The organism is Enterobacter cloacae complex sp. 397G4 (assembly GCF_050031515.1).
Classification (GTDB): domain Bacteria; phylum Pseudomonadota; class Gammaproteobacteria; order Enterobacterales; family Enterobacteriaceae; genus Enterobacter; species Enterobacter hormaechei_C.
The window spans coordinates 2,600,593-2,618,112 of sequence record NZ_JBLGWE010000001.1 but is presented as its reverse complement, the minus strand read 5'-3'; the positions used below and the strand labels follow the sequence as shown (position 1 = coordinate 2,618,112).

Here is a 17,520-nt window from a genome sequence, read left to right as displayed (position 1 = left end):
TTAACAAGGAGTCAGTCATGAAAAAATTAGTTGCGACAGCGCCTCGTGTAGCGGCGCTGGTGGAATACGAAGATCGTCCTGTTGCAGCACATGAGGTGAAGATTCGTGCCCGTTATGGCGCCCCGAAACACGGCACTGAAGTCGTGGATTTCCGCGCGGCAAGCCCGTTCATTGATGAAGAGTTCAACGCTGAGTGGCAGATGTTTACGCCGCGTGAAGAAGGTGCAGCGCGCGGCATCGAATTTGATAAATTCCAGCTGGGGAACATGATCGTCGGCGACATCATCGAATGTGGTGCGGACGTGACGGAATACCAGATCGGCGACAGCGTCTGCTGCTACGGCCCGTTGCAGGAAACGGTCATCGTTAACGCGGTGAACAACTATAAGCTGCGCAAAATGCCGCAGGGCGCATCCTGGAAAAACGCCGTTTGTTACGATCCGGCGCAGTTCGCCATGAGCGGCGTGCGTGATGCTAACGTCCGCGTAGGGGATTTCGTCGTGGTTGTGGGGTTGGGCGCGATTGGTCAGATTGCGATTCAGCTGGCGAAAAAAGCCGGCGCGTCAGTGGTTATTGGTGTCGATCCTATCGAACATCGCTGTGAGATCGCCCGCCGTCACGGTGCAGACCACTGCCTGAACCCAATCGGTACCGATGTCGGTCTGGAAATTAAGAAACTGACCGGCAAGCAGGGCGCGGATGTGATCATCGAAACCAGCGGATTTGCAGATGCGCTGCAATCTGCTCTGCGCGGTCTCGCCTACGGTGGAACAATCTCCTACGTGGCCTTCGCCAAGCCGTTTGCGGCGGGCTTCAACCTTGGTCGCGAGGCACACTTCAACAACGCCAAAATTGTCTTCTCCCGCGCATGCAGTGAACCCAACCCGGATTATCCGCGCTGGAGCCGCAAGCGTATTGAAGAGACCTGCTGGGAATTGCTGATGAACGGTTATCTCAATTGCGAAGATCTGATCGACCCGGTCGTCACCTTCACCACCAGCCCGGAAAGCTATATGAAGTATGTCGATCAGCACCCGGAACTCAGTATCAAAATGGGCGTCACTTTTTAAGCTAAGGACAGCAAATCATGAAAATCGCAACACAAAACCAGGCCTTTTTCCCGACCGCTATCATGGAGAAATTCGAATACATCAAAGCGATGGGATTTGATGGCTACGAAATTGATGGCCGGCTGCTGGTGGAAAACCTCGACGAAGTAAAAGCGGCTATCAAAGTCACCGGCCTGCCGGTCACGACGGCCTGTGGCGGATACGATGGCTGGATCGGGGATTTTATCGAAGAACGCCGCCTGAACGGTCTACAGCAGATTGAACGCATTCTTGAAGCGCTGGCAGAAGTGGGCGGCAAGGGGATTATTGTTCCGGCTGCGTGGGGGATGTTTACCTTCCGTCTGCCGCCAATGACTTCGCCACGTAGCCTGGACGGCGATCGCAAAGCGGTCAGCGCTTCCCTGCGCTGGCTGGATGAGGTGGCAGCGCGCACCGGTACTACCGTCTACCTGGAGCCGCTGAACCGCTATCAGGATCATATGATCAACACCCTGGCCGACGCGCGTCGTTATATCGAAGAGAACGGCCTGAAGCACGTGCAGATCATCGGTGATTTCTACCACATGAATATTGAAGAAGACTCCCTGACGGAAGCGCTGCATCACAACCGCGACCTGCTGGGTCATGTGCACATTGCTGATAACCACCGCTATCAGCCGGGCAGCGGCAGCCTCGATTTCGCCAGCCTGTTCGATCAGCTGCGTGCCGATAACTATCAGGGTTATGTCGTGTACGAGTGCCGGGTGCGTGCCGACGATCCGGCTCAGGCCTATAAGGACTCTCTCACTTACTTGCGTGAATGCTAAGGATGACGAGCGTGATGAGTGCTTCTACACCTTTGCCTCTGCGCGTCGCCATCATTGGCGCCGGGCAGGTTGCAGACAAAGTGCATGCCTCGTATTACGCCACGCGCAGTGATGTTCAAATGGTGGCTGTCATGGACAGCCGCCTTGAGCAGGCACAGGCGTTCGCGGAACGTTATGCTATTCCATCGGCATGGCAGGACGCTCACGAGATGTTGCAGGAAGTAAAACCGGATGTGGTGAGCGTCTGTTCGCCTAACCGGTTCCATTTTGAACATGTGATGGCGGCTCTCGAAGCAGGCTGTCATGTGATGTGTGAAAAGCCGCCGGCGATGACGCCGCACCAGGCGGATGAGATGCGTCTCGCGGCGCGCAAGGCTGGAAAAGTCCTCGCGTACGATTTTCACCATCGCTTTGCCCTGGATACCCAGCTCCTGCGCGATGCGGTTATGAACGGAACGCTCGGTGAAATTTACTTCACCTCCGCGCAGGCGCTGCGTCGCTGCGGTGTGCCGGGGTGGGGCGTGTTCACCAATAAATCGCTTCAGGGCGGCGGGCCGCTGATCGATATCGGCATTCATATGCTGGATGCCGCGATGTACGTGCTGGGTTTCCCGGCCGTTAAGCGGGTAACCGCGCACAGCTTCCAGAGACTGGGGAACCGGAAACACACCGGCCAGTTTGGCGAATGGGATCCTGCGCAGTTTACCGTGGAAGATGCCCTGTTTGGTACGATTGAGTTCTGCAACGGTGGCATTCTGCGTCTGGACACCTCTTTTGCGCTTAATATCCGCGAGCAGTCGATCATGAACGTCTCTTTCTGCGGTGAGAAGGCAGGTGCAACGCTGTTCCCGGCACACATTTATAACGACGAAGCCGGTGTTTTGCAGACGCTGATCCAGCGTGAAGAAGCTGACGATCGGAGACATCTGTGCTGTATGGACGCGTTTGTTCGCCACGTATTGGGCGAGCCGGTCATGATTGCCGATGCGGAGCAGGGGCTGGTGATCCAGCAATTAGTCGCGGCGTTATATGAAGCCGCGGAAACAGGGGAAAGCGTGACGTTATGCTGAACCAGTCTGTATTAACCGATCCGGGCTTTTGCCCGCATAGCCTGAATAAGTACGCGTCCATTATGGCCTGCGGCAATGGCTACATGGGCATGCGCGCCACGCATGAAGAAGATTACACCCAGCAGACCAGAGGCATGTACCTCGCGGGGTTGTATCATCGCGCGGGACGCAACGAAACCACTGAGCTGATCAATCTGCCGGATGTCACCGGGATTGAAATTGAGCTGAACGGCGTCAATTTCACGCTCCTTTCAGGCGAAATTCTTGAGTGGCAACGCGAGCTGGCCTTTGCTAACGGCGAACTGCATCGTAACGTTGTCTGGCGTTCGCCGGACGGAAAACGCTATCGCCTGGAAAGCCGTCGTTTTGTTTCGCTGGACCAGTTGCCCTTAGTGGCAATGCAGCTCTCGATCACACCGCTTGATGGCGCCGCTCAGGCCGTGCTGAAAACCGGCATAGATGCGACACAAACGAACAGCGGCAGGCAGCATCTGGATGAAATCTCGGTAAGGGTCTTTGACCAGCACTACATGCAGGGTGTGTATGAAACGCAGGACCGGGCGTCTGAAGTTGTTGTTTCGGCGTTTTGTCAGCTCTCCGCTAAGAGCGACAGTTGTTTCACCGCCAAAAATCGTCGCCTCAGCGTTCATCATTCTCTGACTATCTCGCAAGGTGACACTGTCACGCTTGAAAAAATTGTCTGGCTGACGCATCGCTGCGATAAATCGCTCTCGCAGGAGTCTTTCGCCCGCAACGCGCTGGCCGATCTCAAAGTCTGCGCGGCAAGAGGCTACGATACGTTGCTTGAGAGCTCAGCGTACGCCTGGGAAGCGGTCTGGCGTGATGCTCGGGTGGAAGTGACGTGTGCAGAACAGCAGGATCAGCTGGCGCTGGATTACGCCGTCTGGCATCTGACGACAATGACGCCTGCTCATGATGAGCGAAGCAGTATTGCGGCTAAAGGGCTGACGGGTGAGGGGTATAAGGGACACGTCTTCTGGGATACCGAAATTTTCCTGCTGCCGTTCCATCTGTTTACCCGTCCACAGATTGCCCGCAGTCTGCTGCGCTATCGCTGGCTCAATCTTTCGGGCGCGCGTGAAAAAGCACGCCGTAACGGTTGGCCGGGCGCGTTGTTCCCGTGGGAAAGCGCCGCCAGCGGACAGGAAGAGACGCCAGAATTCGCGGCCATTAACATCCGCACCGGGGTTCGCCAGAAGATCGCCTCCGCACTCGCTGAACACCACATCGTGGCAGATATTGCCTGGGCCGTTGTCGCTTACTGGCAGGCAACACACGACGATGCCTTTATGCGCAATGAGGGCCTGACGCTGCTGATGGAAACCGCTTCGTTCTGGATGGGACGCGCGACGGAAATTAATGGTCGTCTTGAGATCCATGACGTGATCGGACCGGATGAATACACCGAGCATGTCAACAACAACGCCTACACCAACTATCTGGCCTGGCACAACGTTGCCTGCGCGCGTCAGTTTATGGCGATGTTTGGGCGTGAAGATGCGCGTTTTACGGAGAATGCCGGGACGTTTCTGGCGCGCCTGTGGCTGCCAGAGGCCGACGCAGAGGGTGTGATCCCGCAGGATGATACCTTCATGGCAAAACCTGCCATCGATCTGAGCCGCTATAAAGCCAAAGCGGGTAAGCAAACCATTCTGCTTGATTACTCTCGCGCGGAAGTGAACGAGATGCAGATCCTGAAGCAGGCCGACGTGGTGATGCTTAACTACCTGCTGCCGGAACGGTTTACGCCGCAGCAATGTGCCGCCAATCTGGCGTTCTACGAGCCACGCACGATCCATGATTCATCCCTAAGTAAAGCCATTCACGGCATTGTGCTCGCACGCTGCGGTGACACCGACGGGGCGTATGCCTTCTGGCGTGATGGGATTGCCATCGACCTGGGGGACGACCCGCACAGCAGTGATGACGGTATTCATGCCGCCGCCACCGGTGCGATCTGGTTGGGCGCCATTCAGGGTTTTGCTGGCCTGCACATTAGCGAAGGGGAGCTGCATCTTGCGCCGAAGCTGCCTGCTCACTGGCAGAAACTCGCCTTTCCGCTGCGGTGGCGGGACGCAACGATGCACATTACCTGTGAAGATGGCCAGTTAACCATCGAAACCACCGCACCTGTCACGTTGACGCTGTGGGGTAAAACGCTGCACGTATCAGGGCGAAAGGTCTGCGCGCATAAGGACTTTCTTGCATCTGTTAATGGGACCGCTACCACGGAGGGGCGCCATGACGCTTAACGCTGTTGTATTCGATCTGGACGGGGTGATCACCGATACCGCACATCTTCACTTTCTGGCCTGGCGCGCCGTGGCGGAGGAGATTGGTATCACCTTCGACGAAGTATTTAACGAACAGCTGAAGGGAATAAGCCGTATGGACTCCCTCCAGCGCATTCTGATACATGGCGGGAAAGAGGGGATGTTCAGTGACGAGCAGCGCCTGGCGCTGGCGACGAAAAAAAACGCGCTTTACGTCCAGTCGCTGGCATCACTGACGCAGGATTCGCTGCTGCCGGGTATTCGCGACGTGCTGGCGGATATTCGCGCCGCGAAGGTCAAAATTGGCCTGGCATCCGTATCGCTTAATGCCCCTGGGATTTTGCACGCGTTGGGTATTCATCAGGCTTTCGATTTTTGCGCCGATGCTTCGCGCATTTGCCGCTCAAAGCCGGACCCGGAAATCTTCCTTGCGGCCTGTAAAGGACTGAACGTGCGTCCTGAAGAGGCCATTGGTATCGAAGATGCCGCCGCAGGAGTAGATGCGATTAACGCCGCAGGAATGCTGTCGGTCGGGATTGGGCCTGGCCTGAACCATGCGGGATTACAACTTCATTCAACGCAGGAACTGACCTGGGAAGGCCTGACGGCGTTCTGGGCATCCCGGGCGTATTGATAAGGAATTAATAATGGCTCAACTGTCTCTGAAACACATTCAGAAAATCTATGATAACCAGGTCCACGTGGTGAAGGATTTCAACCTCGAAATTGAAGACAAAGAATTTATTGTCTTCGTCGGTCCATCGGGCTGTGGGAAATCCACGACGCTGCGAATGATTGCCGGCCTTGAGGAGATCAGCGCGGGTGAACTGATTATTGACGGGGTTTGCATGAATGATGTTCCCGCCAAGTCCCGTGATATCGCGATGGTCTTCCAGAACTATGCGCTCTATCCGCATATGACGGTCTACGACAACATGGCGTTTGGCCTGAAAATGCAAAAAATTGCGCCCTCCGTCATTGAAGAACGCGTTACCTGGGCGGCACAGATCCTGGGCTTGCGCGACTATCTCCAGCGTAAACCTGGTGCGTTGTCCGGCGGTCAGCGCCAGCGCGTGGCGTTAGGCAGGGCGATAGTGCGCGAAGCGGGGGTCTTCCTGATGGATGAGCCTTTATCCAATCTCGATGCCAAACTTCGTGTGCAGATGCGCGCTGAAATCAGCAAGCTGCACCAGAAGCTTAATACAACCATGATTTACGTGACGCACGATCAGACGGAAGCCATGACGATGGCGACACGCATCGTGATTTTAAAGGACGGCATCATTCAGCAGGTGGGCGCGCCGAAGCAGGTATACAACGAGCCGGCGAATATGTTCGTTGCAGGGTTTATTGGCTCACCGGCGATGAACTTCATTCGTGGCGCGATCGACGGCCGCTACTTTGTGACCGAAACGCTGCGTCTGGAGATCCCGGAGGACATTCTGGCCGTACTTAATGCGCAAGGTTACCAGCGTAAAGCGGTCGTCTTTGGGATCCGTCCGGAAGACATTCTCACCGCACAGCGAAGCGGTGAAAACATCACGGCGAAGATCAGCGTTGCTGAGCTGACCGGGGCTGAATTTATGCTTTATGCCACCGTGGGTGGGCATGAACTGGTTGTCCGTGCGGGAGCGGCGGATGATTACGTTGCCGGAGAGAATATCGGCATCCAGTTCGATATGAATAAGTGCCATTTCTTCGATGCTGATACTGAAACAGCTATTAGATAAGAAAGGTGTTCGCCGGAAATGAAAGTTTCCGGTTTTTTGTGTGTTAATTATAAAGGAATATTTTAATGAGTACTCTACTAAGAAGTGCTGCGCTCGTCCTGTGCGCAGGGGTGAGCTGCGCGCAAGCAACAGAATCAGCCAAACAGTGGGAATTTAATATTGGCGCCATGTATGAAATTGAAAACGTAGAAGGTCAGGCTGACGATAAAGATGGATTATATGAACCCTCCGTGTGGTTTAATGCCACATGGGATGCCTGGACCATTTCGCTGGCTATGTATCAGGAAGGGCCGGTCGATTACAGTAGCATGACGCGCGGCACCTATTTCGATCGTCCTGAAGTAGAATTACGCTATCGTTTTATCGGCACCGATGATTTTACGTTCGGCCTGACCGGTGGCTTCCGTAATTATGGCTATCACTTTAAGGATGAGCATGGTGCTAAAGACGGTAGTGCTAATATGCAGCGCTACAAAGTTCAGCCTGACTGGGATATTAAACTAACCGACGACTGGCGTTTTGGCGGCTGGTTTGCCATGTATCAGTTTGCCAACGATCTGGAAAAAACCGGCTATTCTGACAGCCGCGTCGAGACCGAAACCGGTTTTACCTGGACAATTAACGAAACGGTCTCGGCAAAAGTTAATTACTATTTAGAGCGCGGTTTTAATATGGACGGTTCACGTAATAACGGTGAATTCTCCACTCAGGAAATTCGCGCCTATCTGCCGATTTCATTGGGTCAGACGACGCTAACGCCTTATACCCGTCTGGGACTCGATCGCTGGTCAAACTGGGACTGGCAAGACGATCCTGAGCGTGAAGGACATGATTTCAACCGTTTGGGTATGCTGTACGCCTATGATTTTAACAATGGTTTATCCATGACGCTGGAATATGCCTACGAATGGGAAAACCATGACGAAGGGGAAAGTGACCGCTTCCACTATGCCGGTATCGGCGTGAATTACGCGTTTTGATAACACTTCACCAGGGGCGTTTGCCCCTGGTTTTTAGCGTAATGAAGCCGCATCTGAAAAATGCGTTTCAACCAATATCTTATGCGGGGCAGGTTTACCCGCTATGCACCTGAACAACACATCGCAGCTCTCTTCGCCCAGCTTTCTGGTGGGGATATCAAAGCCGCCAGGCGCAGGGGTTAAAATGAGAGATAGCATTGGGTCGCTGTATCCTGCCATTGCGACCTGTTCGGGGATCGTCAGGTTTAGCGCATCCGCGGCACGATAAAGACTCAGCAATTTCATGCTGTCCGTCGCAAAAACCGCATCGGGCGGGTTGTCTGAAGAGAGTAGCTGACAGGCCGCCTGAAGCGCGCTTTCATGGGTGTATCCGCCATCAATAACCCAGTCCGGGTTAATTGCAATACCCTGCTTCTCAAGGCTCGATTTATAGCCCGCCAGGCGATCGATAGAAACGTGATAATCGAGCGGGGCATGCAGGCAGGCAATTTTAGTGCGACCATGTTTGATAAATGAGTCGGTTAATATGGCGCTGTCGCGGAAATTATCCGTGTCGACAGAATAGATATTCTGGTAATTGCCTTCCACTTTACCAATAACGACCACGGGCACGCCATATTCGTCCAGCGTCGCGAAAAAAGACTCGTTCGCCGGCGAGCTTAGCATGATGATCCCCTTGATCATCTTCTGCTTTATTTTACCTACGCATTTTTGCAGATCATCTTCGCTGCTTTTGGACGTTTGTAAAATAACATCAAAACCCTCTTCTTCTGCTTTTGCCGTAATGGCATGTAGTACATCAGAGAAAAACGGATTGCCTGCGGTGGTTTTGGTTGAACGGGTCGAAATAACCATAATGGCGTCGAAGCCAGAAGAGGTGAGTGCGCGGGCAAGTTTATTCGGTTGATAATTTAATTCTTCTATCGCCTTCAACACCTTTTCGCGCGCTTCAGGAGAAATATTCGTTTGTTTATTCAGAACGCGCGACACGGTTGATTTCGAAACGCCAGCAACGCGGGCAATATCATAGATGGTGGGTGACATACACCTTACTCACTCCAGACGGACAGCAATTGCGCCCATCTTACTGGAGAGAAAACGGCAATAGCAATAATTAAGAATTGATAATCAACGATCTGCCCCAATTTACTGTATTCTGAAGTGACTTTTTTCAGGGTTCCAGGCAATGAAGGACGGCGATGAAGCGACTTAAAAACGAATTCAATTCTCTGGTGAACCGTGGCGTTGATCGCCATCTGCGTCTTGCCGTGACGGGGCTGAGCCGCAGCGGTAAGACAGCATTCATTACGGCGATGGTCAATCAGCTGTTGAACCTGCATGCAGGGGCGCGCCTGCCACTGCTTAGCGCAGTGCGCGAGGAGCGGTTGCTTGGGGTGAAACGCGTACCGCAACGTGATTTTGGCATACCCCGTTTCACCTATGATGAAGGTCTGGCGCAGTTATACGGGGAGCCTCCCGCCTGGCCCACCCCGACGCGTGGCGTGAGCGAAATCCGTCTTGCGCTTCGTTTCCGCTCGAATGAATCCCTGATGCGTCACTTCAAAGAAACGTCCACGCTCTATCTCGAAATTGTGGATTACCCGGGAGAATGGCTGCTCGATTTACCGTTGCTGGCGCAGGATTACCTGAGCTGGTCCCGACAGATGACCGGTCTGTTGCAGGGGCAGCGGGCAGAGTGGTCGACCAAATGGCGCCAGCTTTGCGAAGGACTGGATCCGCTGGCACCGGCGGATGAAAACCGTCTGGCCGTCATAGCCGAAGCCTGGACGGATTACCTGCATCAGTGCAAGCAGGAGGGGTTGCATTTTATTCAGCCGGGCCGATTTGTTCTGCCGGGTGATTTAGCCGGTGCTCCCGCGCTACAGTTTTTCCCGTGGCCGGACGTTGACAGCATCGGTGAATCGAAACTGGCGCAGGCGGACAAGACCACCAACGCCGGTATGCTCCGCGAGCGATACAATTATTACTGTGAGAAGGTGGTTAAGGGCTTTTATAAAAATCACTTTTTACGCTTTGACCGCCAGATCGTACTGGTGGACTGCCTGCAACCGCTCAACAGCGGGCCGCAGGCGTTCAATGATATGCGGCTGGCGCTGACGCAGCTGATGCAAAGCTTTCATTATGGCCAGCGTACGCTGTTTCGCCGTTTGTTCTCGCCGGTCATCGACAAGCTGCTGTTTGCCGCCACAAAAGCTGACCATGTGACGGTCGATCAGCACGCCAACATGGTATCCCTGCTGCAACAGCTGGTGCAGGATGCCTGGCAGAATGCGGCCTTCGAAGGGATCAGTATGGATTGTCTGGGGCTGGCGTCCGTACAGGCTACGCAGAGTGGGTTGATTGACCTGAATGGCGAGAAAATTCCGGCCCTGCGGGGCAACCGTCTCAGCGACGGTGCGCCGCTCACGGTCTATCCGGGGGAAGTTCCGGCGCGTCTGCCGGGCCAGGCTTTCTGGCAAAGCCAGGGTTTTCAGTTCGAAGCCTTCCGTCCGCAGAGTATGAACGTTGACCAGCCATTGCCGCATATCCGTCTGGATGCCGCGCTGGAGTTTTTAATTGGAGATAAATTGCGATGACGGAACCGTTAAAACCACGCATTGATTTTACCGGCCAGCTTGAGCAGTCCCCGCATGAGGCGTTTAAAACGGCGCAAACCTTCAGCGGGCCGCAGGCCGACAACTTTGCTCCCGTGCTGGCAGACGAACCGATGGTTGAAGAGGGGCAGGCGGAAGCGGTTGTTGATGCGGCACTGCGCCCGAAACGCAGCCTGTGGCGCAAGATGGTGACCGCCGGGTTAGCCCTTTTTGGGGTGAGCGTAATCGGTCAGGGCGTGCAGTGGGGCGTCAATGCCTGGCAAACGCAGGACTGGGTGGCGCTGGGGGGATGCGCCGCCGGGGCGTTGATTGTTGGTGCGGGCGTTGGCTCAGTCGTCACCGAGTGGCGTCGCCTCTGGCGTTTGCGTCAGCGTGCCCACGAACGCGATGAAGCGCGGGATCTGCTGCACAGTCACGGCACAGGAAAAGGGCGTGCTTTTTGTGAAAAGCTTGCGGCTCAGGCCGGGATTGATCACTCTCACCCGGCGCTTCAGCGCTGGTATGCGGCGATCCACGAAACCCAGAATGACCAGGAAGTGGTCACGCTCTATGCCCACATTGTTCAGCCGGTGCTGGATGCGCAGGCTCGTCGTGAGATCAGCCGCTCGGCGGCGGAATCTACCCTGATGATCGCCGTCAGTCCGCTGGCGATGGTGGACATGGCCTTTATCGCCTGGCGCAACCTGCGCCTGATCAACCGCATCGCCAGACTGTATGGCATCGAGCTTGGCTATTACAGCCGGCTGCGCCTGTTCAAACTGGTATTGCTGAATATCGCCTTCGCCGGGGCAAGCGAACTGGTACGGGAGGTCGGGATGGACTGGATGTCGCAGGATCTTGCGGCGCGTCTCTCTGCCCGGGCGGCGCAGGGGATTGGTGCCGGTCTGCTGACGGCACGCCTGGGTATCAAAGCGATGGAGGTTTGTCGTCCACTCCCCTGGATCGATGGCGATAAGCCGCGGCTGGGGGATTTCCGTCGCGAATTGATTGGCCAGCTTAAAGAGACGCTTAATAAAAAACCTGCTCAGTGAGGTTTTGTTTACTAATCGTGCGGGCTGTCAATATTTGTTGACAGCCACCTTCCCGAATACCGTGATCTGACATATCATTTTACTGTTATTGGCTTAAACGGTGAATTTCCCATGCGTCTGGAAGTCTTTTGTGAGGACCGTCTCGGTCTGACCCGCGAGTTACTCGATCTTCTTGTTTTACGTAGCATTGATTTACGTGGCATAGAGATCGACCCTGTCGGGCGAATTTACCTCAATTTTGCCGAAATTGAATTTAATACCTTCAGTAGCCTGATGGCGGAAATCCGCCGTATCGATGGCGTTACGGATGTACGCACCATCCCCTGGATGCCGTCCGAGCGGGAACATCTTGCGCTGAGCGCGCTGCTGGAAGCAATGCCGGAGCCGTTTCTCTCTCTCGATCTGAAAAATAAAGTCGAGCGCGTTAACCAGGCCAGCTGCCAGCTGTTTGCGCAGACTCAGGAAAAACTTATCGGGCACCACGCCACGCAACTGATTACCGGTTTTAATTTCCAGCGCTGGCTGGACAGCAACCCGCAAAATACCCATAGCGAGCATGTCGTTATCAACGGACAGAATTTCCTGATGGAGATCACGCCGGTCTACCTGAAAGGGGAAAATGCCGCGCGGGTGCTCACCGGCGCGGTGATCATGCTGCGCTCCACGGTGCGCATGGGACGCCAGTTACAGAATCTTTCCAGCCAGGACGTCGGCGCATTCAGCCAGATTATTGCGGTGAGCCCGAAGATGCGTCATGTAATCGACCAGGCGCGCAAGCTGGCAAATCTTACGGCACCGCTGCTGATTACCGGGGATACCGGTACGGGGAAAGATCTGCTGGCGCATGCTGTGCACATGGCCAGCCCGCGTGCGGCAAAACCGTATCTGGCGCTGAACTGCGCGTCTATTCCTGAAGATGCGGTGGAAAGTGAGCTGTTCGGGCATGCGCCGGAAGGTAAAAAAGGCTTCTTTGAACAGGCGAACGGCGGCTCGGTGCTGCTGGACGAGATTGGCGAAATGTCGCCACGCATGCAGGCGAAACTGCTTCGTTTTCTCAATGACGGCACGTTTCGCCGCGTGGGGGAAGATCATGAAGTGCACGTGGACGTGCGCGTCATCTGCGCCACCCAGAAAAACCTGGTGGAGCTGGTGCAGAAAGGGGTATTCCGCGAAGATCTCTACTATCGTCTCAACGTTCTGACGCTCAATATACCGCCGCTGCGTGATTGCCCGCAGGACATCATGCCGTTGACAGAACTGTTCGTGGCCCGTTTTGCCGACGAGCAGGGCGTGCCGCGTCCGAAGCTCTCTGCCGACCTGGGCACCGTGCTGACGCGTTACGGCTGGCCGGGCAATATTCGTCAGCTTAAAAATGCGGTCTATCGCGCATTAACTCAGCTTGAAGGGTATGAACTGCGCCCTCAGGATATTCTGTTGCCGGATTACGATGCCGGGACGGTCTCGGTAGGCGAAGAGGCAATGGAAGGCTCGCTGGATGACATCACCAGCCGTTTCGAGCGTTCGGTGTTAACGCAGCTTTATCGCAGCTATCCGAGCACGCGCAAGCTGGCTAAACGTCTTGGGGTGTCACATACCGCAATTGCGAATAAGCTGCGCGAGTATGGGTTAAATCAGAAGAAGGGTGACGAATAAATAAAAAAGCCTCTTTGCAGAGGCTTTTTTACGTTTAGGCTTTAAGCGCCTCAAGTGCAGCGGTGTAATCCGGTTCGGTAGTGATTTCGTTAACCAGCTCACTGAAAACAACGTTGTCGTTTTCGTCGATCACCAGCACCGCACGAGCAGCCAGACCTTTCAGCGCGCCTTCGGAAATGGCAACACCGTATTTTTCCAGGAAATCCGGGCTGCGCAGAGTGGAAAGGGTGATGACGTTGCTCAGGCCTTCAGCGCCGCAGAAGCGGGACTGGGCAAACGGCAGGTCAGCAGAAATGCACAGCACTACGGTGTTGTCCATTTCGGTCGCCAGCTGGTTGAATTTACGCACTGATGCAGCACAAACGCCAGTATCGATGCTTGGGAAAATGTTCAGGACTTTACGTTTGCCAGCAAACTGGCTCAGCGTGACGTCAGACAGATCTTTAGCCACCAGAGTAAAAGGCTGTGCTTTGCTGCCAGACTGTGGGATGGAACCTGCAACAGCAACCGGGTTGCCCTGGAAATGAACGAGTTGTGACATAGATATCTTCCTGTTTACAAATAGTTAACGTCGTGGCTAGTGTATGTCATCCGCAGTTAGCACGGCAAACCAATTTTCTGCCTTTCCGGCCTGCAAGGAGTTAGTGATGAGAAGCGTTAAGGTCTATGAAGAAGCCTGGCCATTGCACACCCCGTTTGTGATCTCGCGCGGCAGCCGTAATGAGGCCTGTGTGGTCGTGGTTGAATGTGAAGAGGACGGCGTAAAAGGCGTCGGGGAATGTACCCCTTATCCTCGCTACGGAGAAAGCCTGGCGTCAGTCATGGCGCAAATTATGACGGTGGTGCCCGAGTTGCAGGCGGGTCTGACGCGCGAGGCTCTTCAGCTTCGGTTGCCGGCCGGCGCGGCACGCAACGCGATTGACTGCGCACTCTGGAGTCTGGAAGCGGCGAAACAACAAAAACCGCTGCCTGCGCTGCTGGACGTTACGCTGCCGCAATCGATCGTCACCGCGCAAACGGTGGTCATCGGTGAACCAGAGCAAATGGCCGCCAGCGCTCAGGCGTTGTATGCCACCGGTGCAACATTATTAAAGGTGAAGCTCGACGATCGTCTGATTAGCGAACGCATGGTCGCCATTCGTGCGGCGGTGCCTGATGCCACTCTTATCGTCGATGCGAACGAATCATGGCATAGCGAAGGGCTGGCAGCCCGTTGTCAGCTGCTTGCCGATCTGGGCGTTGCCATGCTGGAGCAACCCCTCCCGGCAGAAGACGATGCCGCGCTGGCGAATTTTATTCATCCGCTTCCCGTCTGTGCAGATGAAAGCTGTCATACCCGTGAGAGCCTGTCAGCTCTCGAGGGACGCTACGAAATGGTGAACATTAAGCTGGATAAAACAGGTGGATTAACCGAAGCCCTGGCACTGGCACAAGATGCGCAGGCGCAAGGCTTTGCTCTGATGCTGGGCTGCATGTTGTGCACGTCAAGAGCGATCGGCGCTGCGCTCCCGCTGGTGAACAGCGTGCGTTTTGCCGATCTTGACGGCCCAACCTGGCTGGCGGTTGACGTATCACCCGCCCTGAATTTTACCTCCGGTGTACTTCATCTTTGAGGCTGCCAGCGCAGGAGATCTGTCATCGCCCGCAGGTATTTTTCGCTCGCTTCATCCGAGGAGATGGGCGGAAACTCTGCGGTGATACAGTGAAGGCTAAGGTCCGCGCACCAGCTGCCAAACGACCCGGGTGTTTCATAGCCAACGCTGCTCACCATAGGTAGAGCAAACGCATCCGCCAGCCACTGCCCGAGCGCCGTATTACGAGGATCTTCAATACAGGCGAGGGGATCGTGGAAAGAGACAACCCAGGCCGGGTGGATCTTATGAATAAGCCGGCACAAGGCCTGAGTCTCCGGTTCGGAACCGGGTTTTTCTCCCGTGAGCAGGACAACATCTCGCTCCTGCGCTGAACTGTTCCAGCGATACACCGTTTCACCGGCGCGCCAGTTTGCCGCCGGGAAGTTCCTGTTCAAGTCAACGCCGCGTGCATTCGCCCGTAATCCAAGCTGACAACCGTCCGGGTTGACGGTCAAAATCACATGATGTCGTCGTAAATCGGGGGCCAGCGTACGTAGCGCGCACGAGAGCGTCACGACAGACGAGTTTTCATCGCCATGCGTGCCCGCAATGATTAAGCCGCTATTGCGATCGGCCTCGGGTGCCGGAAACCAGATCAGCGGCGCGCCTAAAAACGAGCGTCCATAATGTTCAGTCCCGGGCGGGAAGGCGCCGCGTTCCGTTCTTGGTCGGGTAGTTGCCATAGTAAACCCTGATGATAAAGTCACTTCTGGCAGTGTTGTGCAAAAGCCGCGCTTAATCAAATAGTTTCCGTGTGTGTGTAAAATTGCCTGACATCAACTTTCCGGAGGAAGCATTTGCATTTCTCCGTTTCGAAACAAATAATTACGCATCTGCCTGTTACCTGACATCATTAAGGGGATCGTATGAAGCATCCTGTTTCGCTTCTTTGTACTGCGCTGTGGCTGTGCGGGCTTTCTTCACTTTCATATGCCGCGGAGGTTCCCGAAGGAACGGTTCTGGCGCAAAAGCAGGAGCTGGTTCGACATATCAAAGATGAGCCCGCCTCGCTCGATCCGGCAAAAGCGGTGGGGTTGCCCGAGATACAGGTGATCCGCGACCTCTATGAAGGGCTGGTGAATCAGAACGAAAAAGGGGTGTTAGTTCCCGGCGTGGCGACGCGCTGGCAGAGCAATGATAACCGCGTCTGGACATTCACGCTGCGGGATAACGCTAAGTGGTCCGACGGTACTCCGGTGACGGCACAAGATTTTGTCTATAGCTGGCGTCGTCTGGTTGATCCTAAAACAACGTCACCTTTCGCCTGGTTTGCGGCGCTGGCGGGCATTAACAATGCCCAGTCCATCATCGACGGCAAAGCTGCTCCGGATACGCTCGGCGTGACGGCGGTCGATGCTAAAACGCTGCGCGTGCAGCTGGACAAACCGCTACCCTGGTTCAGTAATCTGACGGCTAACTTCGCGTTTTATCCTGTTCAAAAGGCCAATGTGGAGAGCGGTAAGGAATGGACGCGCCCTGGCGCGCTCATTGGCAACGGTGCTTATGTGCTGAAAGATCGCGTGGTGAATGAAAAACTGGTGGTTGAGCCGAACTCTCATTACTGGGATAACGCCAGGACGGTGCTTAAAAAAGTCACCTTTGTGCCGATCAACCAGGAGTCCTCAGCGACCAAACGCTATCTGGCGGGCGATATCGATATTACAGAATCGTTTCCGAAAAACATGTACCAGAAGCTGCTTAAAGATATTCCGGGACAGGTATACACACCGCCACAGCTTGGGACCTATTACTACGCGTTTAACACGCAAAAAGGCCCAACCGCGGATGCCCGCGTACGTCTCGCGCTCAGCATGACTATCGACAGACGTATTATGGCGGAAAAAGTCCTGGGGACCGGCGAGAAACCGGCCTGGCATTTTACTCCCGATGTCACTGCGGGTTTTACGCCGGAAACCTCGCCATTTGAGCAGATGTCGCAACAGGAGCTAAATGCACAGGCGAAAACGTTGTTGCAGGCGGCAGGCTATGGCCCTCAGCGCCCGCTTAAATTAACGCTGCTGTACAACACGTCTGAAAACCATCAGAAAATTGCGATTGCCGTTGCATCCATGTGGAAGAAAAATCTGGGTGTTGACGTTAAGTTGCAGAATCAGGAGTGGAAAACCTACATCGACAGCCGCAATACCGGGAATTTTGACGTCATCCGTGCATCGTGGGTAGGGGACTACAACGAGCCGTCGACATTCCTGTCGCTGCTGACCTCCTCCCACAGCGGGAATATCTCACGATTCAACGATCCTGCTTACGATAAGATTATTCATCAGGCGACGCTCGAAACTACTGAAAAAGCGCGTAATGCCGACTACAACATGGCCGAGAAGATCCTCACCGAGAAAGCACCGATTGCCCCTATTTATCAGTACACCAATGGCCGTCTCATCAAGCCATGGGTTAAAGGTTATCCGATAAATAACCCAGAGGATGTTGCGTACAGCCGTACAATGTATATTGAAAAGCACTAAAAAGAGCTCAGGGCGCTACGTGATTATGGTTAACATCCATTAACCGCATAAGCGCCCGCTCTCAGGGTTGATTGTTTTACAGCCTGGTTATTTCCGAATATTCCCTTCATATCAGCCCATCACTCATTGTCATGATGAATATCTTCAGAGAGAT

At 54.6% G+C, this 17,520-nt stretch carries 15 protein-coding genes; 12 read left to right on the top strand and 3 right to left on the bottom strand.

Translation table 11 applies throughout. The annotated features are described in order from the left end of the window. Nucleotides 1-17 precede the first annotated feature (17 nt). The 7 genes from ACQG1Y_RS12620 (at nucleotide 18) to ACQG1Y_RS12590 (ending at nucleotide 7,950) form a co-directional block, all read left to right on the top strand. A complete protein-coding gene (locus tag ACQG1Y_RS12620; RefSeq protein WP_368740389.1) occupies nucleotides 18-1,070 on the top strand; it encodes a zinc-binding alcohol dehydrogenase in 1,053 nt (350 codons plus the stop codon). 17 nt (nucleotides 1,071-1,087) lie between these two features. Then, nucleotides 1,088-1,876 (top strand): sugar phosphate isomerase/epimerase family protein, encoded by a 789-nt coding sequence (locus ACQG1Y_RS12615; RefSeq protein WP_032671592.1) that lies wholly within the window; start codon nucleotides 1,088-1,090, stop codon nucleotides 1,874-1,876. Nucleotides 1,877-1,887: 11 nt separating this feature from the next. After that, nucleotides 1,888-2,946, top strand: coding sequence for a Gfo/Idh/MocA family protein (locus ACQG1Y_RS12610; RefSeq protein ID WP_096205749.1), 1,059 nt, complete (start codon nucleotides 1,888-1,890; stop codon nucleotides 2,944-2,946). After that, nucleotides 2,940-5,219, top strand: a complete 2,280-nt coding sequence (locus ACQG1Y_RS12605; RefSeq protein ID WP_414234727.1) for a glycoside hydrolase family 65 protein — start codon at nucleotides 2,940-2,942, stop codon at nucleotides 5,217-5,219. Before ACQG1Y_RS12610 ends, ACQG1Y_RS12605 begins: the two co-directional genes overlap by 7 nt. Continuing rightward, entirely contained in the window at nucleotides 5,209-5,874 is a 666-nt protein-coding gene (gene pgmB / locus ACQG1Y_RS12600) for a beta-phosphoglucomutase (protein ID WP_310865190.1), read from the top strand. The genes ACQG1Y_RS12605 and pgmB overlap by 11 nt, the downstream gene beginning before the upstream one ends. Nucleotides 5,875-5,887: 13 nt before the next feature. Continuing rightward, nucleotides 5,888-6,970: an ABC transporter ATP-binding protein gene (locus ACQG1Y_RS12595; protein WP_063413252.1), complete on the top strand. Its 1,083-nt coding sequence runs from the start codon at nucleotides 5,888-5,890 to the stop codon at nucleotides 6,968-6,970. 65 nt (nucleotides 6,971-7,035) lie between these two features. Continuing rightward, nucleotides 7,036-7,950, top strand: a complete 915-nt coding sequence (locus tag ACQG1Y_RS12590; protein ID WP_023303821.1) for an OmpG family monomeric porin — start codon at nucleotides 7,036-7,038, stop codon at nucleotides 7,948-7,950. Nucleotides 7,951-7,983: 33 nt separating this feature from the next. Here ACQG1Y_RS12590 and ACQG1Y_RS12585 read toward each other — a convergent pair whose 3' ends face one another. After that, nucleotides 7,984-8,994, bottom strand: a complete 1,011-nt coding sequence (locus tag ACQG1Y_RS12585; protein WP_023296696.1) for a LacI family DNA-binding transcriptional regulator — start codon at nucleotides 8,992-8,994, stop codon at nucleotides 7,984-7,986. Nucleotides 8,995-9,149: 155 nt separating this feature from the next. Between ACQG1Y_RS12585 and ACQG1Y_RS12580 the strand changes: the two genes are divergently transcribed. The 3 genes from ACQG1Y_RS12580 (at nucleotide 9,150) to tyrR (ending at nucleotide 13,249) form a co-directional block, all read left to right on the top strand. Beyond that, nucleotides 9,150-10,547 carry a YcjX family protein gene (locus ACQG1Y_RS12580; RefSeq protein WP_063932756.1) on the top strand — a complete coding sequence of 466 codons (1,398 nt, stop codon included), beginning with the start codon at nucleotides 9,150-9,152 and terminating at the stop codon, nucleotides 10,545-10,547. Then, the gene (locus ACQG1Y_RS12575; protein WP_032669702.1) at nucleotides 10,544-11,596 is read left to right on the top strand and encodes a YcjF family protein; all 1,053 of its coding nucleotides are present in this window, start codon (nucleotides 10,544-10,546) and stop codon (nucleotides 11,594-11,596) included. Before ACQG1Y_RS12580 ends, ACQG1Y_RS12575 begins: the two co-directional genes overlap by 4 nt. A gap of 111 nt (nucleotides 11,597-11,707) precedes the next feature. Beyond that, nucleotides 11,708-13,249, top strand: a complete 1,542-nt coding sequence (tyrR, locus tag ACQG1Y_RS12570; protein WP_023303818.1) for a transcriptional regulator TyrR — start codon at nucleotides 11,708-11,710, stop codon at nucleotides 13,247-13,249. Between the two features lie 34 nt (nucleotides 13,250-13,283). Here the strand turns inward: tyrR and tpx are convergent, their stop codons facing one another. Next, on the bottom strand, nucleotides 13,284-13,790 hold the full coding sequence (gene tpx, locus ACQG1Y_RS12565; RefSeq protein ID WP_003856889.1) for a thiol peroxidase: 507 nt from the start codon (nucleotides 13,788-13,790) through the stop codon (nucleotides 13,284-13,286). A 106-nt stretch (nucleotides 13,791-13,896) separates the two neighbouring features. On the opposite strand from tpx, the gene ycjG reads away from it, so the two are divergent. Next, nucleotides 13,897-14,862 carry an L-Ala-D/L-Glu epimerase gene (gene ycjG / locus ACQG1Y_RS12560; protein WP_032619607.1) on the top strand — a complete coding sequence of 322 codons (966 nt, stop codon included), beginning with the start codon at nucleotides 13,897-13,899 and terminating at the stop codon, nucleotides 14,860-14,862. Here the strand turns inward: ycjG and mpaA are convergent. Then, the gene (gene mpaA, locus ACQG1Y_RS12555) at nucleotides 14,853-15,566 is read right to left on the bottom strand and encodes a murein tripeptide amidase MpaA (RefSeq protein WP_058688690.1); all 714 of its coding nucleotides are present in this window, start codon (nucleotides 15,564-15,566) and stop codon (nucleotides 14,853-14,855) included. The two genes, ycjG and mpaA, sit on opposite strands and share 10 nt — an antisense overlap. A 183-nt stretch (nucleotides 15,567-15,749) precedes the next feature. Between mpaA and ACQG1Y_RS12550 the strand changes: the two genes are divergently transcribed. Beyond that, a complete protein-coding gene (locus ACQG1Y_RS12550; protein ID WP_426736774.1) occupies nucleotides 15,750-17,366 on the top strand; it encodes a peptide ABC transporter substrate-binding protein in 1,617 nt (538 codons plus the stop codon). The last annotated feature ends 154 nt before the right edge of the window (nucleotides 17,367-17,520 follow it).

Coding starts and splice junctions, on each gene's coding strand:
- ACQG1Y_RS12620 (WP_368740389.1), top strand. CDS start 18: ATGAAAAAATTAGTTGCGACAGCGCCTCGTGTAGCGGCGCTGGTGGAA.
- ACQG1Y_RS12615 (WP_032671592.1), top strand. CDS start 1,088: ATGAAAATCGCAACACAAAACCAGGCCTTTTTCCCGACCGCTATCATG.
- ACQG1Y_RS12605 (WP_414234727.1), top strand. CDS start 2,940: ATGCTGAACCAGTCTGTATTAACCGATCCGGGCTTTTGCCCGCATAGC.
- pgmB (WP_310865190.1), top strand. CDS start 5,209: ATGACGCTTAACGCTGTTGTATTCGATCTGGACGGGGTGATCACCGAT.
- ACQG1Y_RS12595 (WP_063413252.1), top strand. CDS start 5,888: ATGGCTCAACTGTCTCTGAAACACATTCAGAAAATCTATGATAACCAG.
- ACQG1Y_RS12590 (WP_023303821.1), top strand. CDS start 7,036: ATGAGTACTCTACTAAGAAGTGCTGCGCTCGTCCTGTGCGCAGGGGTG.
- ACQG1Y_RS12585 (WP_023296696.1), bottom strand. CDS start 8,994: ATGTCACCCACCATCTATGATATTGCCCGCGTTGCTGGCGTTTCGAAA.
- ACQG1Y_RS12580 (WP_063932756.1), top strand. CDS start 9,150: ATGAAGCGACTTAAAAACGAATTCAATTCTCTGGTGAACCGTGGCGTT.
- ACQG1Y_RS12575 (WP_032669702.1), top strand. CDS start 10,544: ATGACGGAACCGTTAAAACCACGCATTGATTTTACCGGCCAGCTTGAG.
- tyrR (WP_023303818.1), top strand. CDS start 11,708: ATGCGTCTGGAAGTCTTTTGTGAGGACCGTCTCGGTCTGACCCGCGAG.
- tpx (WP_003856889.1), bottom strand. CDS start 13,790: ATGTCACAACTCGTTCATTTCCAGGGCAACCCGGTTGCTGTTGCAGGT.
- ycjG (WP_032619607.1), top strand. CDS start 13,897: ATGAGAAGCGTTAAGGTCTATGAAGAAGCCTGGCCATTGCACACCCCG.
- mpaA (WP_058688690.1), bottom strand. CDS start 15,566: ATGGCAACTACCCGACCAAGAACGGAACGCGGCGCCTTCCCGCCCGGG.
- ACQG1Y_RS12550 (WP_426736774.1), top strand. CDS start 15,750: ATGAAGCATCCTGTTTCGCTTCTTTGTACTGCGCTGTGGCTGTGCGGG.